20 protein-coding genes and 1 tRNA gene are annotated in these 19834 nt (G+C 63.9%); 17 read left to right on the plus strand and 4 right to left on the minus strand.

Annotated elements, in window-relative coordinates; translation table 11 throughout:
* Positions 1 to 7: 7 nt before the first annotated feature.
* The 6 genes from rpmF (at position 8) to CU669_RS07480 (ending at position 3461) form a co-directional block, all read left to right on the plus strand.
* A complete protein-coding gene (rpmF, locus tag CU669_RS07455; RefSeq protein ID WP_112143258.1) occupies positions 8 to 190 on the plus strand; it encodes a 50S ribosomal protein L32 in 183 nt (60 codons plus the stop codon).
* A gap of 34 nt (positions 191 to 224) precedes the next feature.
* Positions 225 to 1280: a phosphate acyltransferase PlsX gene (gene plsX, locus CU669_RS07460; RefSeq protein WP_112143260.1), complete on the plus strand. Its 1056-nt coding sequence runs from the start codon at positions 225 to 227 to the stop codon at positions 1278 to 1280.
* A gap of 4 nt (positions 1281 to 1284) precedes the next feature.
* A complete protein-coding gene (locus CU669_RS07465) occupies positions 1285 to 2259 on the plus strand; it encodes a beta-ketoacyl-ACP synthase III (RefSeq protein ID WP_112143262.1) in 975 nt (324 codons plus the stop codon).
* Positions 2260 to 2375: 116 nt separating this feature from the next.
* Positions 2376 to 2696, plus strand: a complete 321-nt coding sequence (locus tag CU669_RS07470) for an integration host factor subunit alpha (RefSeq protein WP_112143264.1) — start codon at positions 2376 to 2378, stop codon at positions 2694 to 2696.
* Positions 2693 to 3250 carry a MerR family transcriptional regulator gene (locus CU669_RS07475; protein ID WP_112143266.1) on the plus strand — a complete coding sequence of 186 codons (558 nt, stop codon included), beginning with the start codon at positions 2693 to 2695 and terminating at the stop codon, positions 3248 to 3250. The genes CU669_RS07470 and CU669_RS07475 overlap by 4 nt, the downstream gene beginning before the upstream one ends.
* A gap of 134 nt (positions 3251 to 3384) precedes the next feature.
* Positions 3385 to 3461: transfer RNA gene (locus CU669_RS07480), tRNA-Pro, on the plus strand.
* 44 nt (positions 3462 to 3505) lie between these two features.
* Here the strand turns inward: CU669_RS07480 and CU669_RS07485 are convergent.
* The 3 genes from CU669_RS07485 to CU669_RS07490 all read right to left on the minus strand — a co-directional run bounded on the left by CU669_RS07485 (position 3506) and on the right by CU669_RS07490 (position 5983).
* Positions 3506 to 4639: a hypothetical protein gene (locus CU669_RS07485; protein WP_112143268.1), complete on the minus strand. Its 1134-nt coding sequence runs from the start codon at positions 4637 to 4639 to the stop codon at positions 3506 to 3508.
* Positions 4640 to 4713: 74 nt separating this feature from the next.
* The gene (locus CU669_RS21340) at positions 4714 to 4860 is read right to left on the minus strand and encodes a hypothetical protein (protein ID WP_161539609.1); all 147 of its coding nucleotides are present in this window, start codon (positions 4858 to 4860) and stop codon (positions 4714 to 4716) included.
* Positions 4861 to 4993: 133 nt separating this feature from the next.
* A complete protein-coding gene (locus tag CU669_RS07490; protein ID WP_112143270.1) occupies positions 4994 to 5983 on the minus strand; it encodes a dihydroorotate dehydrogenase-like protein in 990 nt (329 codons plus the stop codon).
* A 146-nt stretch (positions 5984 to 6129) separates the two neighbouring features.
* On the opposite strand from CU669_RS07490, the gene CU669_RS07495 reads away from it, so the two are divergent.
* A complete protein-coding gene (locus CU669_RS07495) occupies positions 6130 to 7251 on the plus strand; it encodes a glycosyltransferase family protein (RefSeq protein WP_112143272.1) in 1122 nt (373 codons plus the stop codon).
* A 207-nt stretch (positions 7252 to 7458) separates the two neighbouring features.
* Positions 7459 to 7797, plus strand: a complete 339-nt coding sequence (gene cutA, locus CU669_RS07500; RefSeq protein ID WP_112143274.1) for a divalent-cation tolerance protein CutA — start codon at positions 7459 to 7461, stop codon at positions 7795 to 7797.
* Between the two features lie 140 nt (positions 7798 to 7937).
* Here the strand turns inward: cutA and CU669_RS07505 are convergent, their stop codons facing one another.
* Complete coding sequence (locus CU669_RS07505; protein WP_112143276.1) at positions 7938 to 9089, minus strand: bifunctional 2-C-methyl-D-erythritol 4-phosphate cytidylyltransferase/2-C-methyl-D-erythritol 2,4-cyclodiphosphate synthase; 1152 nt, start codon at positions 9087 to 9089, stop codon at positions 7938 to 7940.
* Positions 9090 to 9184: 95 nt separating this feature from the next.
* On the opposite strand from CU669_RS07505, the gene CU669_RS07510 reads away from it, so the two are divergent.
* From CU669_RS07510 to hfq, 9 genes are all read left to right on the plus strand, one after another.
* Positions 9185 to 9985, plus strand: coding sequence for a cytochrome C assembly family protein (locus CU669_RS07510; RefSeq protein WP_112143278.1), 801 nt, complete (start codon positions 9185 to 9187; stop codon positions 9983 to 9985).
* Positions 9986 to 10051: 66 nt separating this feature from the next.
* Positions 10052 to 11059, plus strand: a complete 1008-nt coding sequence (gene dusB / locus CU669_RS07515) for a tRNA dihydrouridine synthase DusB (RefSeq protein ID WP_112143280.1) — start codon at positions 10052 to 10054, stop codon at positions 11057 to 11059.
* Positions 11059 to 12159 carry a two-component system sensor histidine kinase NtrB gene (locus tag CU669_RS07520; RefSeq protein ID WP_112143282.1) on the plus strand — a complete coding sequence of 367 codons (1101 nt, stop codon included), beginning with the start codon at positions 11059 to 11061 and terminating at the stop codon, positions 12157 to 12159. The genes dusB and CU669_RS07520 overlap by 1 nt, the downstream gene beginning before the upstream one ends.
* A complete protein-coding gene (ntrC, locus tag CU669_RS07525) occupies positions 12156 to 13616 on the plus strand; it encodes a nitrogen regulation protein NR(I) (RefSeq protein WP_192884591.1) in 1461 nt (486 codons plus the stop codon). Before CU669_RS07520 ends, ntrC begins: the two co-directional genes overlap by 4 nt.
* Positions 13617 to 13618: 2 nt before the next feature.
* Positions 13619 to 15862, plus strand: a complete 2244-nt coding sequence (locus tag CU669_RS07530) for a sensor histidine kinase NtrY-like (protein ID WP_112143284.1) — start codon at positions 13619 to 13621, stop codon at positions 15860 to 15862.
* Entirely contained in the window at positions 15852 to 17243 is a 1392-nt protein-coding gene (gene ntrX / locus CU669_RS07535; protein WP_112143286.1) for a nitrogen assimilation response regulator NtrX, read from the plus strand. The genes CU669_RS07530 and ntrX overlap by 11 nt, the downstream gene beginning before the upstream one ends.
* On the plus strand, positions 17240 to 18616 hold the full coding sequence (gene trkA / locus CU669_RS07540) for a Trk system potassium transporter TrkA (RefSeq protein WP_112143288.1): 1377 nt from the start codon (positions 17240 to 17242) through the stop codon (positions 18614 to 18616). Before ntrX ends, trkA begins: the two co-directional genes overlap by 4 nt.
* A 205-nt stretch (positions 18617 to 18821) precedes the next feature.
* Complete coding sequence (locus CU669_RS07545) at positions 18822 to 19475, plus strand: HAD family hydrolase (protein WP_112143290.1); 654 nt, start codon at positions 18822 to 18824, stop codon at positions 19473 to 19475.
* A 102-nt stretch (positions 19476 to 19577) separates the two neighbouring features.
* Positions 19578 to 19832, plus strand: coding sequence for an RNA chaperone Hfq (gene hfq, locus CU669_RS07550; RefSeq protein ID WP_112143292.1), 255 nt, complete (start codon positions 19578 to 19580; stop codon positions 19830 to 19832).
* The last annotated feature ends 2 nt before the right edge of the window (positions 19833 to 19834 follow it).

Consider the following 19834-nt stretch of genomic DNA (forward strand, 5'->3'; position numbering starts at 1 on the left):
ATACGAAATGGCTGTCCCCAAGAAGAAGACCTCCAAGTCCAAGCGCAACATGCGCCGGTCGCATCATGCGCTGGTCAATGTGGTCGGCGCCGAGTGCCCGAACTGCGGCGAAGTGAAGCTGCCTCATCACGTCTGTGGGGCCTGCGGGCACTACGATGGTCGCGAAGTGGTCGCCCAGGCCGAAGCCTGATCGCCTCGAAGCCTAAGCAGGGGAGGGCGGGCCGGTGAGTGTTGCCGTCACCATTTCCATTGATGCCATGGGGGGCGATGCCGCTCCCGGTATCGTCGTGGAAGGGGTGCGCATGGCTCATGAGCGCCTGCCCCATGTTCGCTACCTTCTGTTCGGCGATGCCGCCCAGATCGATCCGCTGCTGGCGCGCCATCCCGAGATCAAGGGTGTTTGCACGGTTCATCACACCGATGAGACCGTGTCCAACGACGCCAAGCCCAGCCTTGTCCTGCGGCAAGGGCGCCGGTCCAGCATGTGGCTGGCCGTCGATGCTGTCCACAAGGGCGCGGCGGCGGGCGTGGTCTCGGCGGGTAATACCGGCGCGCTGATGGCGGTGTCGAAATTCGTGCTGCGCATGCTGCCCGGCATCGACCGTCCCGCCATCGCGGGGCTGTTTCCGACCATCAAGGGCGAGACGCTGATGCTCGACCTTGGCGCCAATGTGGACTGCAACTCCAACAATCTGGTGGAGTTCGCGGTGATGGGCGAGGTCTATGCCCGCGCCGTGCTGGGCTTGGAAAAGCCCACCGTCGGCCTGCTGAACGTCGGCTCCGAGGATATGAAGGGCAATGACGCCGTCAAGGCCGCCGCCGCCGCGTTGCGCGACAGCCATCTGCCCATCAGCTTCTACGGCTTCGTCGAGGGCAACGACATCTGCGGCGGCACGGTGGATGTGGTGGTCACCGACGGGTTCACCGGCAATATCGCGCTGAAGACCGCCGAGGGCACCGTGCGGCTGTACTCCACCTTGCTGAAGGAGGGCTTCAACAGCTCGCTGCCGGCCAAGCTGGGCTATCTGTTCGCCCGCCACGCCATCAATAAGGTCAAGGTGCGGACCGATCCGCGCCGCTATAACGGCGCCATGTTCCTGGGATTGAACGGAATCGCGGTCAAGAGCCATGGTGGCACCGATGCCTTCGGCTTCGCCAACGCCATCGGCGTCGCGGTCGAGTTGGTGACACACGGTTACAACGAGCGCATCCGCAAGGAATTCGATCGCTTGAAGCCCCCCGAGACCTCGGCCTCGCAACTTGCTGCCGGAACACGGTGAACCGATGATTGTTCGTTCACAGATTATCGGTTGTGGCAGCTATTTGCCCGCTCGCCTGGTCTCCAACGCCGAACTCGCCGCCAAGGTCGACACCTCGGACGAGTGGATCGTCGAGCGCAGCGGCATCCGCCAGCGCCATATCGCCGCCGAGGGCGAACTGACCTCGGATCTGGCCTTCAATGCCGCCTCGCGTGCCCTGGAAGCCGCCGGTATCTCCGGCTCATCGGTGGATCTGATCGTGCTGGCGACCGCCACCCCGGACAATACCTTTCCCGCCACCGCCACCAAGGTGCAGCGTCGAATCGGCATGAAGCACGGCTTCGCCTTCGACGTGCAGGCGGTCTGTTCCGGCTTCGTCTATGCGCTGTCCATCGCCGACAGTTTCATCCGCAACGGTCAGGTACAGACCGCGCTGGTGATCGGCGCCGAAACCTTCTCGCGCATCCTCGATTGGAACGACCGCACCACCAGCGTGCTGTTCGGCGACGGCGCCGGGGCGGTTGTGCTGCGGGCCAATCGGGGCAAGGGGTCCAGCCAGGATCGCGGCATCCTGTCGACCCATCTGCATTCCGACGGCACCCATCATGACCTGCTCTATGTGGACGGCGGGCCGTCCAGCACCCAGACCGTCGGCCATCTCCGCATGGAGGGCCGCGAGGTCTTTCGCCACGCGGTGATCAATCTGGCCGCCGTGGTGGGCGAGGCCCTGGCGGCCAACGATCTGAAGGCATCGGATATCGACTGGGTGGTGCCGCATCAGGCCAATCGGCGGATCATTGAAGGCACCGCCAAGAAGCTGGGCTTCCCCATGGAGCGCATGGTGATGACGGTGGACCGTCATGCCAATACCTCGGCGGCCTCTATTCCGCTGGCGCTGACCGAAGCGGTCGGCGATGGGCGCGTCAAGCCCGGACAATTGGTGCTGCTGGAAGCCATGGGTGGCGGATTTACCTGGGGTTCCGCCCTGGTTCGGATGTAATCATCCTTCCTGCATATGTGCTGCAACGCCGCGTCGCATCCCTTTGATATTGACGGTTTTCGCGTGACGCGTTAGGGTCGCTCGATTATGGGTGGCTGCAGTCGATGCGGGGCGGTATGAGCGAGAAAACTATCACACGTGCGCAATTGAGCGAAGCCGTCTACCAGGAGGTCGGGCTGTCGCGCAATGAATCCGCCGATCTGCTGGAAGCCGTGCTGGGCGAAATTTCCGGCGCCCTGGGCAAGGGCCAGACCGTGAAGATCTCGTCCTTCGGCAGCTTTTCGGTCCGCTCCAAGGGCCAGCGCATCGGCCGTAATCCCAAGACTGGCGAGGAAGTGCCGATCCTGCCGCGCCGGGTTCTGGTGTTCCGTCCATCCCAACTGCTGAAGAAACGCATCAATGACGGACATGCCACCGGGCGCGGCGGCAAGAAATGAACATCGAGGACGGCGAGCTTTCCTCCGTCCGCCGTAACGGAAAGTCCGAGGCGGCTTTCCGAACCATCAGTGAAGTCGCCGACGAACTGGACGTGCCGCAGCATGTGCTGCGGTTCTGGGAGGGCAAGTTCCCTCAGGTCAAGCCGCTGAAGCGCGGCGGCGGCCGCCGCTACTACCGTCCCGACGATGTGGCGCTGCTGCGGCGCATCCGCGATCTGCTCTATAGCGAAGGCTATACCATCAAGGGCGTCCAGAAGCTGCTGAAGGAAGGCGGGGCTGGGATTCCGGCATCATCCGGCCGCGACGGCGCGCCTTCGTCACGTGCCGCGGAGCAGGAGCTGGAACTCGGTCTCCATATCCATGATCCCGACCCGCCCGATTCGTATCCGTTGCCAACGGTGGCGGACGAGTGCGGGGTCGTTGAGGTCTTGGATCGGGGCGTTCCCACCCACGACGGCGGGGAAACCTCGGGGCTGAGCCGGTCGCTTCGCCGTGAATTGGAAGATCTCCTGACCGAGTTGGAGCAAATGCGTTCGCTGTTGCAGCCAAGGTAAGTTCGCGGTTGCAAGCCTGGGGCGGCCTGACTATAGTGCGCCCCTCTCCCGGCACACCCCGCCGGGTTACTTCCCCCTCCCGGTCCGGAAAACGGCCTGGGATCACGGAATTCGGCGGAGCAATCCGCCACGGTCGGAGCGTAGCGCAGCCCGGTAGCGCATCAGTCTGGGGGACTGGGGGTCGCAGGTTCGAATCCTGTCGCTCCGACCAATCTTTTCAAGGGAATCGCCGCCTTACGGGCGGCGATTTCTTTTTCAGGATATGGATGCGTCCGTACCGAGGAATTCCGCGATGAAAATCGTTCCGGCACTGGCGCGGGTTACCTGGGTCAGGAACTCTTCATCCACCTTCGCCATGTTGAAGTGGCACAAGATGGCGATGAACTCGCCCAGGCGGCCGGGCAGGGCGGGGAATAGGTCGGTGACGGCATCCATCATGGCGCCGTCGCGCGTGCGGTCCTGGTAGGAACGGCGTTCCAGTTCCTGTTCATAGATATCGGACAGCATCGACCAGCGTTCGTCCAGTTCCGGTCGAAGGTCCGACAGCAGTCGTCCGAACAGGTTGATGAGGTCGCCGCCGATCTTGGCCATGGCATAGCGGGGTGGATCTGTGGGCGCCAACTGTTTGCGGATGACCTTGAGGGCGGCCGGCGCCACCGTCTTGCCGGTCTTGTCGTCGCGCTTCGGTTTGAATTCGTTCCATGCGTCACGCCAGGTGGACAACAGGCGATCGGCCAGTCCTTCGCCTTCGGCGACGATGGTCCAGAACTCCTCGGTGCTGACGCGGCGCCATTGCCGCCCATGTTCCAACGCGCCGACGAACCGCTGGTTCTTCATCATGGTGGGCGCGATATGTTCGGTTATGACGGAAGCGAAACGCTCGTCGAAGTCCGGCGACAGCAGGAAGGGCGGCAACCGATCCCGCCGAACGGTCTTGGTCCGCCGATGAAAGAACGTGGTGACGTGGCGGACCCGATAGACCAGGGACGCCGCCAACAGTTCGGCGAAACCATCGTGACGGGTGGGCAGCGGCGGCGAGGAATCGCCGTCCTCCGCTTCCTCGGCTTCCTCGGCCGCCCGCGTCTCGGCGGCGGCTTGGCCCATGGCGGCGGCGCGCGAGGGGCGGCTTTGGATGGAGATCTGGACCACCTGTCGGCAGAAGTCGCGGATTTCCGCCAAGTCGGCATCATGACGGGTGGCGAAGAAACCGTCGATGGCCGCCTTGGTCTTGCCCAGCAAGGGCTGGTCCTCGTCACGGCGAAGCAACTGTTCCACCACCCAATCGATGCGGCGATTGAGTTCGGCGGCGCTGTCGAACCGGTCGAATTCCGCCCCCAGGGCATGGACCAAGTCTGCGATCGCGCTGTTCTGCGAGGAGGTATCGGGCATCTGTATCCTAAGGGTCTTGCTCGCCGGAATGTAGCACAGCCCAAGGATGCGATGCGGCTCTTTATCGCGCTATATCAGTCGGCCATAAGGCTGGTGAGTCCGATGATGCTCCAGCCGACCACGGTGCCGACGATGACAAACAGGGAAAATGCCAGGGCGGCCACGCCGACGACGCGCTTGATCAGGCATTTGGGGGCAGCGCAGGTTTGGGCATCCATCATGGGCTCCTATGTCGTTCGTCTGGGGTAGACTATCTCCGTGACTTTCGTCAAATGCAAGACTCGGACTGCATCCGCCCACGAAAAAAGGGCCCGACCGCCGAGCGGCCGGGCCCTTGCGGCGATGGGAAGCGAATCAGGCGTTGTAGGCGCCGCTGCGCAGGATCCGGATATAGTTGACGCGGTCGAAGGCGGCGACATCCTTGACGGCGCCCCGGCTCATACGGCCACGGATATCGGACAGCTTCTCTACCTCGCGGGATTTGAGGTCGGCGACCAGACCGTCGTGCAGGGTCTTCATATAGCCGACGCCGTGGCGCATCAGGGCCGAGGTGGTCATGACCACGTCGGCACCGACGAACAGGTATTTGACCACCTCGACGGCGGTCTGCACGCCGGTGCTGGCGGCGATGGAGCCCTTGATATTGCCGGCCAGGGCGGCGATCCACAGTAGGGGCAGGCGAATCTCGCCCTTATGGCTGAGCTTGAGATCGCGCACCAGCGACAATTCATCCAGGTCGATATCGGGCTGATAGAAGCGGTTGAACAGGACGAAACCATCGGCTCCGGCCTGATCCAGCGTCTTGACCATATGGCCGAGCGAGCTGAAATAAGGGCTGAGCTTCATGGAGACCGGGATCGAAACGGCTTTCTTGACGCCGGTCAGAATCTCCACATAACGCGCTTCGACGTCGGCGCCGCTTAAGGCAAGGTCGGTGGCGAGGAAATAGACGTTGAGTTCGATGGCGCTGGCGCCAGCCTCTTCCATCTGCTTGGCGTAGTCGATCCAGCCGGTCCTCGAGGTACCGTTCAGGCTGCCGATCACCGGGATATCCACCGCCTCGCGGGCCTTGCGGATCAGGTCCAGGTAATTCTTCGGCCCCACATTCTCGCTCATATGGGCGGGGAAGTAGGAAAATGCCTCGGAATTGCCCTCGGCGATCAGGCGTTCCATCTCGTCGATTTCGTTCTCGATGTCTTCTTGGAAGATGGACGGCAGGACGATGGCCGCGGCGCCGCAATCTTCCAGCTTTCGCACATTGCCGATGTCGAGGGCCAGCGGCGAGGCGGAGACCACCAGGGGATTCTTGAGGGTCAGGCCGAGATAGCGGGTGGACATATCCATGGAGCGATCCTCTCATTCGTCGGTCATGCGCCGACCATTTCATAAGGCTAACTTGGGCGCGCCCGACAGGCAAGTCGCCCTGCATCGACAAGCACCAACTTAACCATTATGGTTGCCGCCGCCTTGGCACGGATAGAGCAAGTCCTATGACCGCATCGGCCCGTCGCCACCTTTGGCTGGCCCTCAGTCCGCATGGCTTCGGACATGCCGCCATGACCTCGCCGGTCATTGCCGCCCTGCGCCGACGCTGTCCCGATCTCCGCCTGACCATTCAGACCGGGGCCATTATGGCGCCCGAGTTCCTGCGCAGCCGCTATGGCGATGATTTCACCCTGGTGGCGGATATCCCCGATTTCGGTCTGCGCATGCGGTCCTCGGTGGAGATCGATCTGGATGCCTCGGCGGAGGGGTACCGGCGCCTGCACGCCCATTGGCCCGAGGTGGTCGAGCGCGAGGCCGAACGGCTGCGCCGGGCCGCCCCCGATTTGGTCCTGGCCAATATCCCTTATGTCACCGTCGCCGCCGCCGCCCTGGCCGGTATTCCGGTGGTGGCGATGAGTTCGCTGCAATGGGCCGATATGTATCGCCATTACCTCTCAGACCGGCCGGAGGCGGCGACCATCCTCGGCCAGATGGTGGAGGCCTATGACAGCGCCGACCTCTTCTTGCGGGTGACGCCCGCCATGGAGATGCCAAGCCTTGCCCGCATTCGTGATATCGGTCCGGTGGGAGTCTGCGGCCAGAACCGCAGGAACGAGGTTGGCCGTGCTCTGGGCTGCAGTGCTGACCGGCGGGTGGGGTTGATCGCCTTTGGCGGCATCGACCACGAATTTAACCTTGGACGCTTTCCCAAATTGGCGGGATGGAGTTGGCTGACCACCCTGGACAGTCCCGAAGATCGGGGTGATATCCGGCCGTGGCGTGCCGCCGGGATGGCGTATGTCGACATGGCGGCTTCGGTGGATGTGATTATCACCAAGCCGGGTTACGGTACCTTCGTCGAGGCCGCCATGGCCGGAATTCCGGTGCTCTATCTGGAACGGGAGGATTGGCCGGAATGCCCCCATTTGGACGACTGGTTGAAATCCAATGGCCGCGCCCTGGCGGTGACGGAGGCCGATTTGGTGGGCTCACGCCTCGAGGAACAACTGCGAAAGTTGTTTTCATTGAAAAAACAAGATGTTGCCTTGCCCCGGGGAAATGAAGAAGCGGCAAGCCTTTTGGCGGCTATGCTGGATGACCGCGCCATGATCTGCGAACGCAGTTGAAAAATCGGAAATTTGTCACGACGGGGTATCGAAATCCGTTCACGGAATTATTATCTCTGTGACGTCGGTTGGCCGTGCCGTGGTACGCGACCGCTGAGGCGCCGCTGGTCAACTCCTCTTCCGGCGGCTGCCGATCCAGACTAAGCGGGGCGGCTTTTCGTGCGACAGAGCTGCTCCGCTTTTCTTGTGTTTTCAGGGGGATAGAGGATGGATCGCAGTCTGATCTACATTGCCGCGCCTGACCGAGACGCCGCCTTGGCCCTGGCCCGCGCCCTGGTGGAGGCCCGTCTGGTGGCCTGCGCCAATGTGATGGACGGCGCCACCTCGCTGTACTGGTGGGACGGCAAGATCGCCGAGGACTCCGAAGTGGTGATGATCTGCAAGACCAGGACGGCTCTGGTCGAGGCGGTGGTCGCCAAGGTCAAGGAACTGCATTCCTATGACTGCCCCTGCGTGGTGGCCCTGCCCATAACCGGCGGAAATCCGGCGTTTCTGGACTGGATCGGGGCGGAATGTCTTCCAGGCAAGAATTTTAGCCACAGATAAACACAGATGAATTTCTTATCTGTGTCCCGCGTAGCGGGAATCTGTGTTCATCTGTGGCCGACTTTCGTCCTATCCGCCTGAATGTCCATTGGCCTTAAATGCTCGCCATTCCCGCGAAAGCGGGCATGACGGACTGATTTTCACCTCGGCAGCCAGACCGAGGCCATGGCCTGGGCGGCGATGCCTTCCTTGCGGCCGGTGAAGCCGAGTCCCTCGGTGGTGGTGGCCTTGACGCTGATCCGGTCCTGGGAAATCCCCAGGATTTCCGCCAGCTTGGCCGTCATGGCGGCGCGCTGGGGGCCGACCTTGGGGCGCTCGCAGATGATGGTGACATCCGCATTGACGATGCGGCCGCCCTTGGCGGCCACCAAGGCGGCGGCATGGGCCAGGAAGCGCCAGGATTCCAAGCCCTTCCACCGCATGTCGGTGGGCGGGAAGTGATGGCCGATATCGCCGGCGCAGATGGCGCCCAGAATGGCGTCGGTCAAGGCGTGCAGCGCCACGTCGGCGTCGGAATGGCCCTTCAGCTTGCGGTCGTGGGGCACCAGGATGCCGCACAGCCAGCAGCCATTGCCCTCCTCGAAGGCATGCACATCGAAACCGCTTGCGGTGCGGACCTCGCCTGCGCCCTCGAACAGGCGGCGCGCCCGCTCAAGATCGGCGGCGGTGGTCAGCTTGACGTTGTCCTCGGCGCCCGCCACCAGGGCCACGGCGAATCCCGCCCGTTCGGCCACGGCGGCATCGTCCGTCAGTTCCTCGCCGATCACCGCCTGATGGGCGGCCAGGATATCGGCGTAGCGGAAGCCCTGGGGAGTCTGGGCGCGGAACAATTCGGTGCGGTCCACCGTATCGGCCACGAAGCCCTTGGCGCCTTTCTTCAGGGTGTCGGCCACCGGCACCACCGGCAGGGCGGCGGCGTGAGTGTCCAGGGCGGCGACCACTCGGCCGATGGTTCCGGCATCGATGAAGGGCCGTGCCCCGTCATGGATCAGCACCTTGGACACACCGAGCTCGGCCAGACTTTCCAGCCCGAGCCGGACGCTGTCCTGGCGCGAGGCGCCGCCGGGCACCGGCTCCAGGATGGGCAGACCGGCGGCGGCGATGTCGTAAAGCTGGCGGTCGTCGGGATGGATGACGGCGCGCACCGCGTCCACTTCGGGATTGGTGGCGAAGGCGGCCAGGGTATGGCGCAGTACCATGCGGCCGGCGAGGTCGTGGTACTGCTTGGGCAGGTCGCCGCCGAACCTGCGCCCGCGTCCCGCCGCCACCACCAACGCCACCGTCTTGCCCATGATCCGTCTCCGCCTTGCAAAGAGGGGCAGACTATGAGGGATGGCGGCATAGCTCAACCTCTTTGCGTTGCGGCAAAGGGTGGTATAGTCGCGCCATGTCGATGCTGGTTCTCAATTTGATGGTCCTTGCGGCGCTGCTTCCGGCGGCGGCGGCGTGCCTGCGGTCCGACGCCGCCCGGGACAGCGCCTTCTGGGCGACTCTTGTCTTGGCGGTGATGGGGCCTTGCGCCGTGGCACTGTCCCTGGTGGGTGGCGAGTGGCAGACCAGCCTGTCGGCGGCGCTGTGGATCAGCATCGCCGCCAGCCTCCTCCTGTTCGCCCTGCTATCCGCCATTGCCGTCCAGGCCTGGCGATTGACGCCCCTGCTGATGCCGTTTCTCGCCGTGTTGGGGCTGCTTGCCGCGCTGGTCCATGAGGTGGAGGCGCCGCGTCCCCTGTCGGGCATCGCGCCCGCCGCGTGGCTGGACCTGCATATCGTGGTATCGGTGCTGACCTATGCCTTGCTGACCCTGGCGGCGGTTGCGTCGCTAGGGGCCTTCCTGCAGGAGCGTTCGCTCAAGCGCAAGCGGCCGACCCGGCTCAGCCGCATGCTGCCCAGCGTCGCCGACGGCGAACATCTGGCGGGACGCCTGCTGATGGCCAGCGAGGCGGTCCTGGGGCTCGGACTGGTGAGCGGCATGGCCACCCAGTATTTCGAGTCCGGCAGCCTGCTGGTGTTCGGCCACAAGACGCTGCTGTCCCTCGTGGCCTTCGGCCTGATCGGGGTGTTGCTGATCGGTCACCGGGTCTGCGGCGTGCGCGGCCGCATGGCGGCGCGGGTGGTCTTGGCCTCCTATCTGCTGCTGACCCTGGCCTATCCCGGCGTGAAATTCGTCACGCAAGTGCTGCTTTCCTAATCTGCATTATCCTTTAGCAGCATTGGACCTTGCGCAGATGGCCGTCTGCATAATAAATAAGCACCCATGAGTGCAATTCGACGGCAATCGCTCCAAATTGGTCCGGTCACCCTGGACAATCCGGTTATCCTGGCCCCCATGGCCGGAGTCACCGACATGCCCAATCGTCGGCTGGTCAAGCGCATGGGGGCGGGCATGGTGGTCTCGGAGATGATCGCCAGCCAGGCCATGATCCGCCAGAACCGCCAGACCATGAAGATGGCGTCCCATACGCCGGAGGAATTTCCCATGGCGGTGCAGTTGGCCGGCTGCGAGCCCGAGGTGATGGCCGAGGCCGCCCGGCTGAACCAGGATCTGGGCGCCGCCATCATCGATATCAATATGGGCTGCCCGGTCAAGAAGGTGGCGCTGAAGGGCGAGGCCGGCTCGGCGCTGATGCGCAACGAAAATTTGGCGGCCCGCATCATGAGCGCCGTGGTCAAGGCCGTGGATATTCCGGTCACCCTGAAGATGCGCACCGGCTGGGATCAGACCAGCCGCAACGCCCCCAGTCTGGCCAAGGTCGCCGAGGATTGCGGCATTCGCATGGTAACCGTCCACGGCCGCACCCGCAGCCAGATGTATACCGGCTCGGCGGATTGGAGCTTCATCGGCGAGGTCAAGCGCGCCGTCTCCATTCCTGTCATCGGCAATGGCGACGTGGAAGGCATCGACGACGCCCAGCGCATGCTTGAACTGTCGGGCGCCGACGGGGTGATGATCGGAAGGGGCACCTATGGCCGCCCCTGGCTGCTGGGGCAAGTGGCCCATTTCCTCGCCACCGGAGAGCGGCTGGCCGATCCGACCCTGGCCCGGCAATTCCAGATCCTGCTGGAACATTTCGAGGAGATGCTGGTTCATTACGGCTCCGTCGCCGGGGTCCGCAACGCCCGCAAGCACATCGCCTGGTATTCCAAGGGACTGCCCGGCTCGGCCGAGTTCCGCGCCCGCATCAATGGCTTGGCTGAGGCCGAGGCGGTGCGCGCCGCCATCATCGGCTTTTACGAGCCTTTGCTGCAAAAGGATGCCGCCTGATGGCCCTGGCAGCGGTTCGCGCCGGAACGACCTTCGATCCTGGACTGGTGCTGGGCGCCATGGGCGCCGCCGTCATCGCCATCGACCGCGACAACGTCATCCGCTATGCCAATGGCGGAGCGGAGCAGATGTTTTCCTGCGGTGCCAACCATCTGTGCGGTCATCCCACCACCGAATTCCTGCCGCCGGACTCGCCGGTCCTGGCTTTGCTGGAACAAGCCCGTGGCAACGCCATCTCGGTCGCCGAGCATGGCATCGTCCTCGATACGCCGCGCACCGGCCATCGCACCGTCACCGTTCAGGTCTCGCCCATCGTCGAGATGCCCGGCAGTGTGGTGGTCAGCCTGCATGAGCAGTCCATCGCCCTTAAGATCGGCGCCCAATTGACCAGCCGCAACGCGGCGCGCTCGGTGACCGCCATGGCTTCCATCCTGGCCCACGAGGTCAAGAACCCGCTGTCGGGCATTCGCGGCGCCGCCCAGTTGCTGGAGCAGAACGCCAACGAGGACGACAGCATCCTGACCCGGCTGATCTGCGACGAGGCCGACCGCATCGTCGCCCTGGTGGACCGCATGGAAGCCTTTTCCGACAAGCCGACGGTGGTGCGCCAATCGGTGAACATCCACCGGGTGCTGGAGCATGTTCGGCGCATCGCCGAGGCGGGGTTCGCCCGCAATCTGCGGATCATCGAAAGCTACGACCCATCGCTGCCGGAAGTGCTGGGCGACCGGGACCAATTGATCCAGGTGTTTCTCAACCTGATCAAGAACGCCGCCGAGGCCGTGCCGGAGGAGGGGGGCGAGATCATCCTGTCCACCGGCTATCAGCACGGAATCCGCCTGGCGCTGCCCGGCAGCGACGCCAGAAGGCATCTGCCGCTGGTGGTCAGTATCCAAGACAACGGCCCGGGCATTCCCAATGACTTGCGGCCCAATCTGTTCGACGCCTTCGTCACCACCAAGACGACGGGCACCGGTTTGGGGCTGGCCCTGGTGGCCAAGATCGTGGGTGACCACGGCGGCGTGATAGAATTCGACAGCGTGCCTCGGCGGACCATCTTCCGCGTCATGCTGCCGATGGTTCAGGATGGGGACGTATGACCACCACCATGACGACCACCGCCACCATCCTGGTGGCCGACGATGATCGCGGTATCCGTACCGTTCTGGCTCAGGCCTTGGGGCGCGCGGGCTACGAGGTACGAACCACCGGCAATGCCTCGACGTTGTGGCGCTGGGTGTCCGAGGGCGACGGCGATCTGGTGATCACCGACGTGGTGATGCCCGACGAAAGCGGTCTCGACCTGCTGCCGCGCATGAAGAAGATCCGCCCCGACCTGCGCATCATCGTCATGAGCGCCCAGAACACCCTGCTGACGGCGGTCAAGGCCACCCAGCGCGGGGCGTTCGAGTATCTGCCCAAGCCGTTCGATCTCAAGGAACTGGTCAATGTGGTGGGGCGCGCCTTGTCGTCGCCCAAGGCGCAGCCCTCCGACACCGCTGTCGCCGATGACGAGGAAAAGCTGCCGCTGATCGGCCGCTCCGCCGCCATGCAGGAGATCTACCGCACCCTGGCGCGCCTGATGGGCACCGACCTGTCGGTGATGATCACCGGCGAGTCCGGCACCGGCAAGGAACTGGTGGCCCGCGCCCTGCACGATTACGGCAAGCGCCGCAACGGGCCGTTCGTCGCCATCAACATGGCGGCCATTCCCCGTGAACTGATCGAAAGCGAGCTGTTCGGCCACGAAAAGGGCGCCTTTACCGGCGCCACCCAGCGGGCGTCGGGCCGGTTCGAGCAGGCCGAGGGCGGCACCTTGTTCCTCGATGAAATCGGCGACATGCCGCCCGAGGCGCAAACCCGGCTGCTGCGGGTTCTCCAAGAGGGTGAATACACCACCGTCGGCGGCCGCACACCCATCCGCGCCAATGTGCGCATCATCGCCGCCACCCACCGCGATCTCACCCAGCTGATCCGCCAGGGCATGTTCCGCGAGGATCTGTTCTACCGGCTCAACGTGGTGCCCATCCGCCTGCCGCCGCTGCGCGAACGTTCCGAGGACGTGCCGGAACTGGTGCGGCACTTCCTGACCCTGGCCAATGCCGAGGGCCTGCCCGCCAAGACCATCGACGCCCAGGCCATGGAGCGGCTGAAGAAGCATCGCTGGCCCGGCAATGTGCGCGAGCTGGAGAATCTGGTGCGGCGCCTGGCGGCGTTGTATTCCCAGGAAGTCATCGGCATCGACGTCATCGAGGGTGAATTGGTAGGTGGCGCGCCCATGGCCGACGCCATCGGCGGCGGCGTCGAGGGCGAGGGGCTGTCGGCCACGGTGGAACGCCATCTGCGCGACTATTTCGGCAATCATGGCGACGGATTGCCGCCGGCCGGGGTCTATGACCGGGTGCTGCGCGAAGTGGAGAAGCCGTTGGTCACCATCGCGCTCGAAGCCACGCGCGGCAATCAGATCAAGGCGGCCCACCTGCTGGGCGTCAATCGCAATACGCTGCGCAAGAAGATCAAGGATCTGGATATCCAGATCAGCCGTGGCTTGAAGTAGTCATGGCGGCCGGGCGCCATCAGACCGCCATCCGGTTGCGGCTTTGGGCCCGCCGGGTCGATTTGCCTCGGATTTTGGCCTATGGGCTGACTTTCGCGGCGGTTCCCTCGGTCATTGCCACCGTCTGGGCCATGGGGGTGGGCGGCGGCGGCGCTCCAGACCCCCGCACGGTGCTCGGTCTGCTGTTGCTCGATTGCGTCCTGCTGCTGGCCCTGGGCGGCGTGGTGGCCTATCGGGTGCTGGGCGTGCTGAAGGCGCGTCGCCAGGGATCGTCGGGGTCCAAGCTTCATCTGCGCTTCATCATGCTGTTCGCCCTGGTGGCGGTAACGCCCTCGGCGCTGATGTCGGTGGGATCGGCCGCCTTCTTCCGCTACGGCGTCGAAAGCTGGTTCTCCGACAAGGTGCGCACCGCCTTGCAGGCCTCGTTGGAAGTGGCGCACGCCTATCTGGAAGAGCACAAGCAGATCATCGGCGGCGATGCCCTGGCCATGGCCAATGACATCAACCGCGAGGGCGGCATGCTGTTGCGCTCGCCGCAGGCCTTCGCCCAGTTCGTGGGAACCCAGGCGGCCATCCGGGGCCTGTCCGAGGCCATCGTCTTTGATTCGCGGGGCACCATCCTGGCTCGCTCGGGCCTGATTTTCGCCGTCGAAGCCAATATCGACCAGATTCCCCAATGGGCCTATGACAAGGCGCGCGGCGGTGATGTGGCGGTCATGACGGGCCAGGGCGGTGATGATCGGGTTCGCGCCCTGGTCATGCTGCCGGGGCTGTTCGGCGAGACTTTCTTGTATGTGGGCCGCTTCGTCGATCCCAAGGTTCTCGGCCATATGGAGCAGACCTCGGCGGCGGTGGCCCAGTACGAGCGGCTGGAGGGCCGTCGTTCCGGGCTGGAGACGGCGTTCTCCCTGGTCTTCGCCGTGGTCGCCCTGCTGCTGGTGCTGACCTCGGTCTGGGTCGGCCTGTCCATGGCGACCCGGCTGGCAACCCCCATCGCCCGGCTGATCGACGCCGCCGAGCGGGTGCGTTCCGGTGATCTTGACGCCCGTGTCGCCGAGGATGCCGCCGACGAGGTGGGCGTGCTCAGTCGCGCCTTCAATCGCATGACCCATCAGTTGGGCAGCCAGCGCGCCGAGTTGATGGAGGCCAATCGCGAGTTGGACGAACGCCGCCGCTTCACCGAGACCGTGCTGGCCGGCGTGTCGGCGGGCGTCATCGGCCTGGATCGGGAGGGACGCATCCATTTGCCCAACCGTTCCGCCAGCGAATTGGTCGGCCGCGCCCTGGACGATTCCATCGGGTCCGATCTGCGCGGCGTGCTGCCGGAACTGGCCGAGGCGCTGGACGAGGTGGTTCGCCGCCCCGACCGTCTGGTCCAGCGCGAGGTGCGGCTGGAAATACCGGGCAGAAGCGCGCGCATTCTGTTGGTGCGGGTCGCGGGCGAGCACCTGGACGGCGAGGTGATCGGCTATGTGGTCACCTTCGACGACATCACCGAACTGGTCTCGGCGCAGCGCAAGGCGGCCTGGGCCGACGTGGCGCGGCGTATCGCCCACGAGATCAAGAATCCGCTGACCCCCATCCAGCTATCGGCCGAGCGCCTGAAGCGCAAATACCTCAAGGAAATCCACAGCGACCCCGAAACCTATGTGAAGCTGATCGAGACCATCGTGCGCCAGGTCGAGGATATCGGTCGCATGGTCGATGAATTCTCGTCCTTCGCCCGCATGCCCGCGCCGCAGATGAAACCGGCCGACCTGGCCGATATCTGCCGCCAGGCGGTATTTCTTCAGCGCACCGGCGCGCCCGACATCCAGTTCGTCTCCACCATTCCCGACAACCCGGTTGTCACCGTTTGCGACGGCCGCCTGATCGGCCAGGCGCTGACCAATCTGCTGAAGAACGCGGTGGAAGGTATTCAGGGCCGCGACGCCCCCGATGCCCCGGCCGGGCGGATCACCTTGATCCTGACCGCCCATGCCGACCGCACGGTGGTCGAGGTGGAGGACAACGGCAAGGGATTGCCGAAGGAAAACCGCGAGCGCCTGACCGAACCCTATGTCACCACCCGGGCCAAGGGCACCGGATTAGGTCTTGCCATCGTCAAGAAGATCATGGAAGACCATGGCGGTGATCTGTATCTTGAGGACGCGCCTGAGGGCGGCGCGAGGGTCGGGCTGATCTTCCCCGCGGCCGAGCCGCCCCTCCAGGCCTCCGACAAAGCGACGGAAATCCATGGCGCATGACATCCTGATCGTCGACGACGAAGGCGACATCCGCGCTCTTATCGCGGGCATCCTCGAAGACGAAGGCCACAATACCCGCGAGGCCGCCAATGCGGACGAGGCGTTGGAGGGGATTCGCGCCCGTCGGCCCAGCCTTGTCATTCAAGATATCTGGCTGCAAGGCTCACGCCTCGACGGTCTCGGCATCCTGGACGCCATCAAACTGGATCACCCGGAAGTGCCGGTGGTGATGATTTCCGGTCACGGCACCGTCGAGACGGCGGTCCAGGCCATCAAGCAGGGCGCCTACGACTTCATCGAAAAGCCCTTCAAGGCAGACCGCCTGCTGTTGGTGGTGGAACGCGCCATCGAGGCTGCCCGCCTGCGCCGCGAGAACGAGGATCTGAAACTGCGGGCGGGCGCGGCCGCCGAGATGATCGGTGCCTCCTCGGCCATCGCCCAGGCGCGCCAGTCCATCGACAAGGTGGCGCCCACCAATTCCCGCGTGCTGATCACCGGACCGGCGGGATCGGGCAAGGAAGTGGTCGCGCGGCTCATTCACGCCCGGTCGCGCCGCGCCGATGGGCCGTTCGTGGTGCTGAACTGCGCCGCCATGCATCCCGACCGCATGGAGATCGAACTGTTCGGCACCGAACACGGGCTGGACGGTCCCGATACGGCCCGCAAGATCGGCACCTTCGAGCAAGCCCATGGCGGCACCTTGCTGCTGGACGAGGTCGCCGACATGCCGATCGAGACCCAAGGCAAGATCGTGCGCGTCCTGCAAGACCAGATGTTCGAGCGGGTCGGGGGCGGCAAGCGGGTCGAGGTGGATGTGCGTGTCATCGCGACAACCAATCGCGATCTTCAGACCGAAATGGCGTCGGGACATTTCCGCGAGGATCTGTTCTACCGCCTCAACGTGGTACCGGTGAAGGTGCCGTCGTTGCGTGACCGCAAGGAGGACATTCCCGCCCTGACCAGGCAGTTCATGCAACTGGCCGCCACGGTGGCAGGCGTGCAGCCGCGCCCGATCTCCGAGGACGCCCTGGCGGCGTTGCAGGCCTATGATTGGCCGGGCAATGTGCGCCAGTTGCGCAACGTCGTCGATTGGCTGCTGATCATGGCGCCCGGCGATTCCCGCGAAGCGGTCCGGGCCGACATGCTGCCCTCCGAGATCGGCGCCATCACGCCCGCGGTTTTGCGCTGGGAGAAATCCAGCGAGATCATGACATTGCCGCTGCGCGAAGCCCGCGAGCTGTTCGAGCGGGAATATCTGCTGGCCCAGGTGAATCGTTTCGCAGGCAACATCTCACGCACCGCCGCCTTCGTCGGCATGGAGCGCTCGGCGCTTCATCGCAAGCTGAAGCTGCTGGGCGTCAACACGGACGAAAAGAAATGAAAGTCATCGTCTGCGGCGCAGGCCAGGTCGGCTTCAACATCGCCCATTATCTGGCGGGCGAGAACAACGACGTCACCGTCATCGACCAGCGTCCCGACCTGATCCGCAAGATCAGCGACACCCTGGATGTCCAGGTCGTCCAGGGCTTCGCCTCGCATCCCGCCGTGCTGGAACAGGCCGGTGCCGCCGATGCCGACATGCTGATCGCGGTGACCGCCGCCGACGAGGTCAACATGATCGCCTGTCAGGTGGCCCATTCCCTGTTCAACGTACCGACCAAGATCGCCCGCATCCGCTCGCAAAGCTATCTCGCCCCCATCTGGTCCAACCTGTTTACCCGTGAACATCTGCCCATCGACGTGATCATCAGCCCGGAAATCGAGGTGGCCCGCGCCATCTGCCGCCGCCTGGAGGTTCCCGGCGCCATCGACGTCATTCCGCTGGCCAATGACAAGGTCCGCCTGATTGGGGTGCGCTGCACCGAGGAATGCCCGCTGATCAACACGCCGTTGCGGCAATTGACGGTGCTGTTCCCGGACTTGGCCATCGTCATCATCGGCATCGTGCGCGACGGCAAGGCGCTGGTCCCCACCGGCGAGGACATGATGCAAGAGGGCGACGAGGTCTATTTCGTCGTCGATACGAGCCATGTGGATCGGGCGCTGGCGGCGTTCGGCCGCGAGGACAAGGAAGCCCGCCGGATTATCGTGTTCGGTGGCGGCAATATCGGCCTGTTCCTGGCCCAGCAATTGGAAGCGGCGCATCCGGGCACCTCCATCAAGGTGATCGAGACCAACAAGGAGCGCGCCGAATTCATCGCCAAGACCCTGAACCGTACCGTTGTCTTGAACGGCGACGTGCTGGACCCGGAAATCCTGGAAGAGGCTTCGGTATCGGCGGCGGAAGCGGTGGTCGCGGTCACCAATGACGACGAGACCAATATCCTGGCGGGCCTTCTGGCCAAGCGCTATGGCTGCCGCCGTGCCCTGACCCTGATCAACAAAGGAACCTATAGCGCCCTGATGGGGCCATTGGGCATCGACGTGGTGATTTCGCCCCGTGCCATTACGGTTTCCAACATCCTCCAGCATGTGCGGCGCGGCCGCATCCACGGTGTCCATTCCCTGCACGAGGGATTCGGCGAGCTGATCGAGGCCGATGCGCTGGAAACCTCGTCGCTGGTGGGCAAGCCGCTGCGCGAGGTCAAGCTGCCCACCGGCGTCCTGATCGGCGCCGTCGTCCATAACGGCCAGGTCATCAGCCCGCGGGGCAGCACGGTGGTTCAGGCCGGTGACCGTGTCATCCTGTTCGCCACCGCCGAGGCGGTGAAGAAGGTGGAAAAGATGTTCTCGGTCCGGCTTGAGTATTTCTAAAATTAATTTTAGCCATAGATGAACACAAATAAGCACAGATACGCTCTGGATTCGGATCGTCATCCCGATCAAAAGCGAGGGATTTCCGTTTGGGCTATTGATGCCGGTTCTGAGCGGTCACGTCCGCATAAGGAATAAATATGATTGATCAATTTATCTGTGTTTATCTGTGTTCATCTGTGGCCCATGACTCATCGGTGTCGCCGTGACGAAACTTCCCCGGCCGCGCGCCGTCATCTTCGACTGGGACAATACGCTGGTGGATTCCTGGGAGTGCATCCGGGAATCCTATAACCGCACCTTCCGTCATTTCGGCATGCCCGACTGGAGCATGGAAGAGACCCAGGCCCGCGTCGCCGCCTCCATGCGCGATTCCTTTCCCGCCATGTTCGGCGAACGCTGGCCCGAGGCGAGGGATGTCTTCACCGCCAGTTTCGAGGCCATCCATCTCGACCATCTGCACCCGCTGCCCGGCGCCGACGACATGCTGCAAGGCTTGAAGTCCGCCGGCCTCACCCTGGCGGTGGTCAGCAACAAGCGCGGCTCGTTCCTGCGCAAGGAAGCGGAGTTGATCGGTTGGGCGCCGCTGTTCTCCCGTCTGGTGGGCGCCGACGATGCCGAGGCCGACAAGCCCGACGCCGCTCCGGTGCGCATGGCCTTGGAGGGAAGCGGAATTTCCCCCAGCGCCGAGGTCTGGTTCGTGGGCGATTCGCCCATCGACATCCTGTGTGCCGTCAACGCCGGATGCACCCCCGTGCTGATGCGGCCGCATCCCCCATACGAAGGTGAGTTCGCCCATTCTCCCCGCCGATTCCTGCCGTCTTGCAGGGATTTGGCCGATCTGGTCCGCGAACTATAGGTTCCAATCCGGTCATTTTGGTGATAACGAATCGGGTTCATCGGGGAGGAAGCTTGCTTTCCCCCTAAAAACAATATGGACCAATAAGAACGGATTCCCCCCATGTCCGCAGAAAAGTCCCAAAATGTGCAGGATGTGTTTCTCAACTTCATCCGCAAGAACAAGACTCCCGTCACGGTCTTTCTGGTCAACGGCGTCAAACTTCAGGGCATCGTCACTTGGTTTGACAATTTCTCGGTGCTGCTGCGCCGGGACGGGCACACGCAATTGGTGTATAAGCACGCCATCTCCACGGTGATGCCGTCCACCCCCATTTCGCTTTTCGAGCCGCCCATCAAGGAAAACGGCGAAGAGTAAAG

It is taken from the genome of Paramagnetospirillum kuznetsovii (genome assembly GCF_003284725.1).
In the GTDB taxonomy this organism is placed as follows: Bacteria; Pseudomonadota; Alphaproteobacteria; order Rhodospirillales; family Magnetospirillaceae; genus Phaeospirillum; species Phaeospirillum kuznetsovii.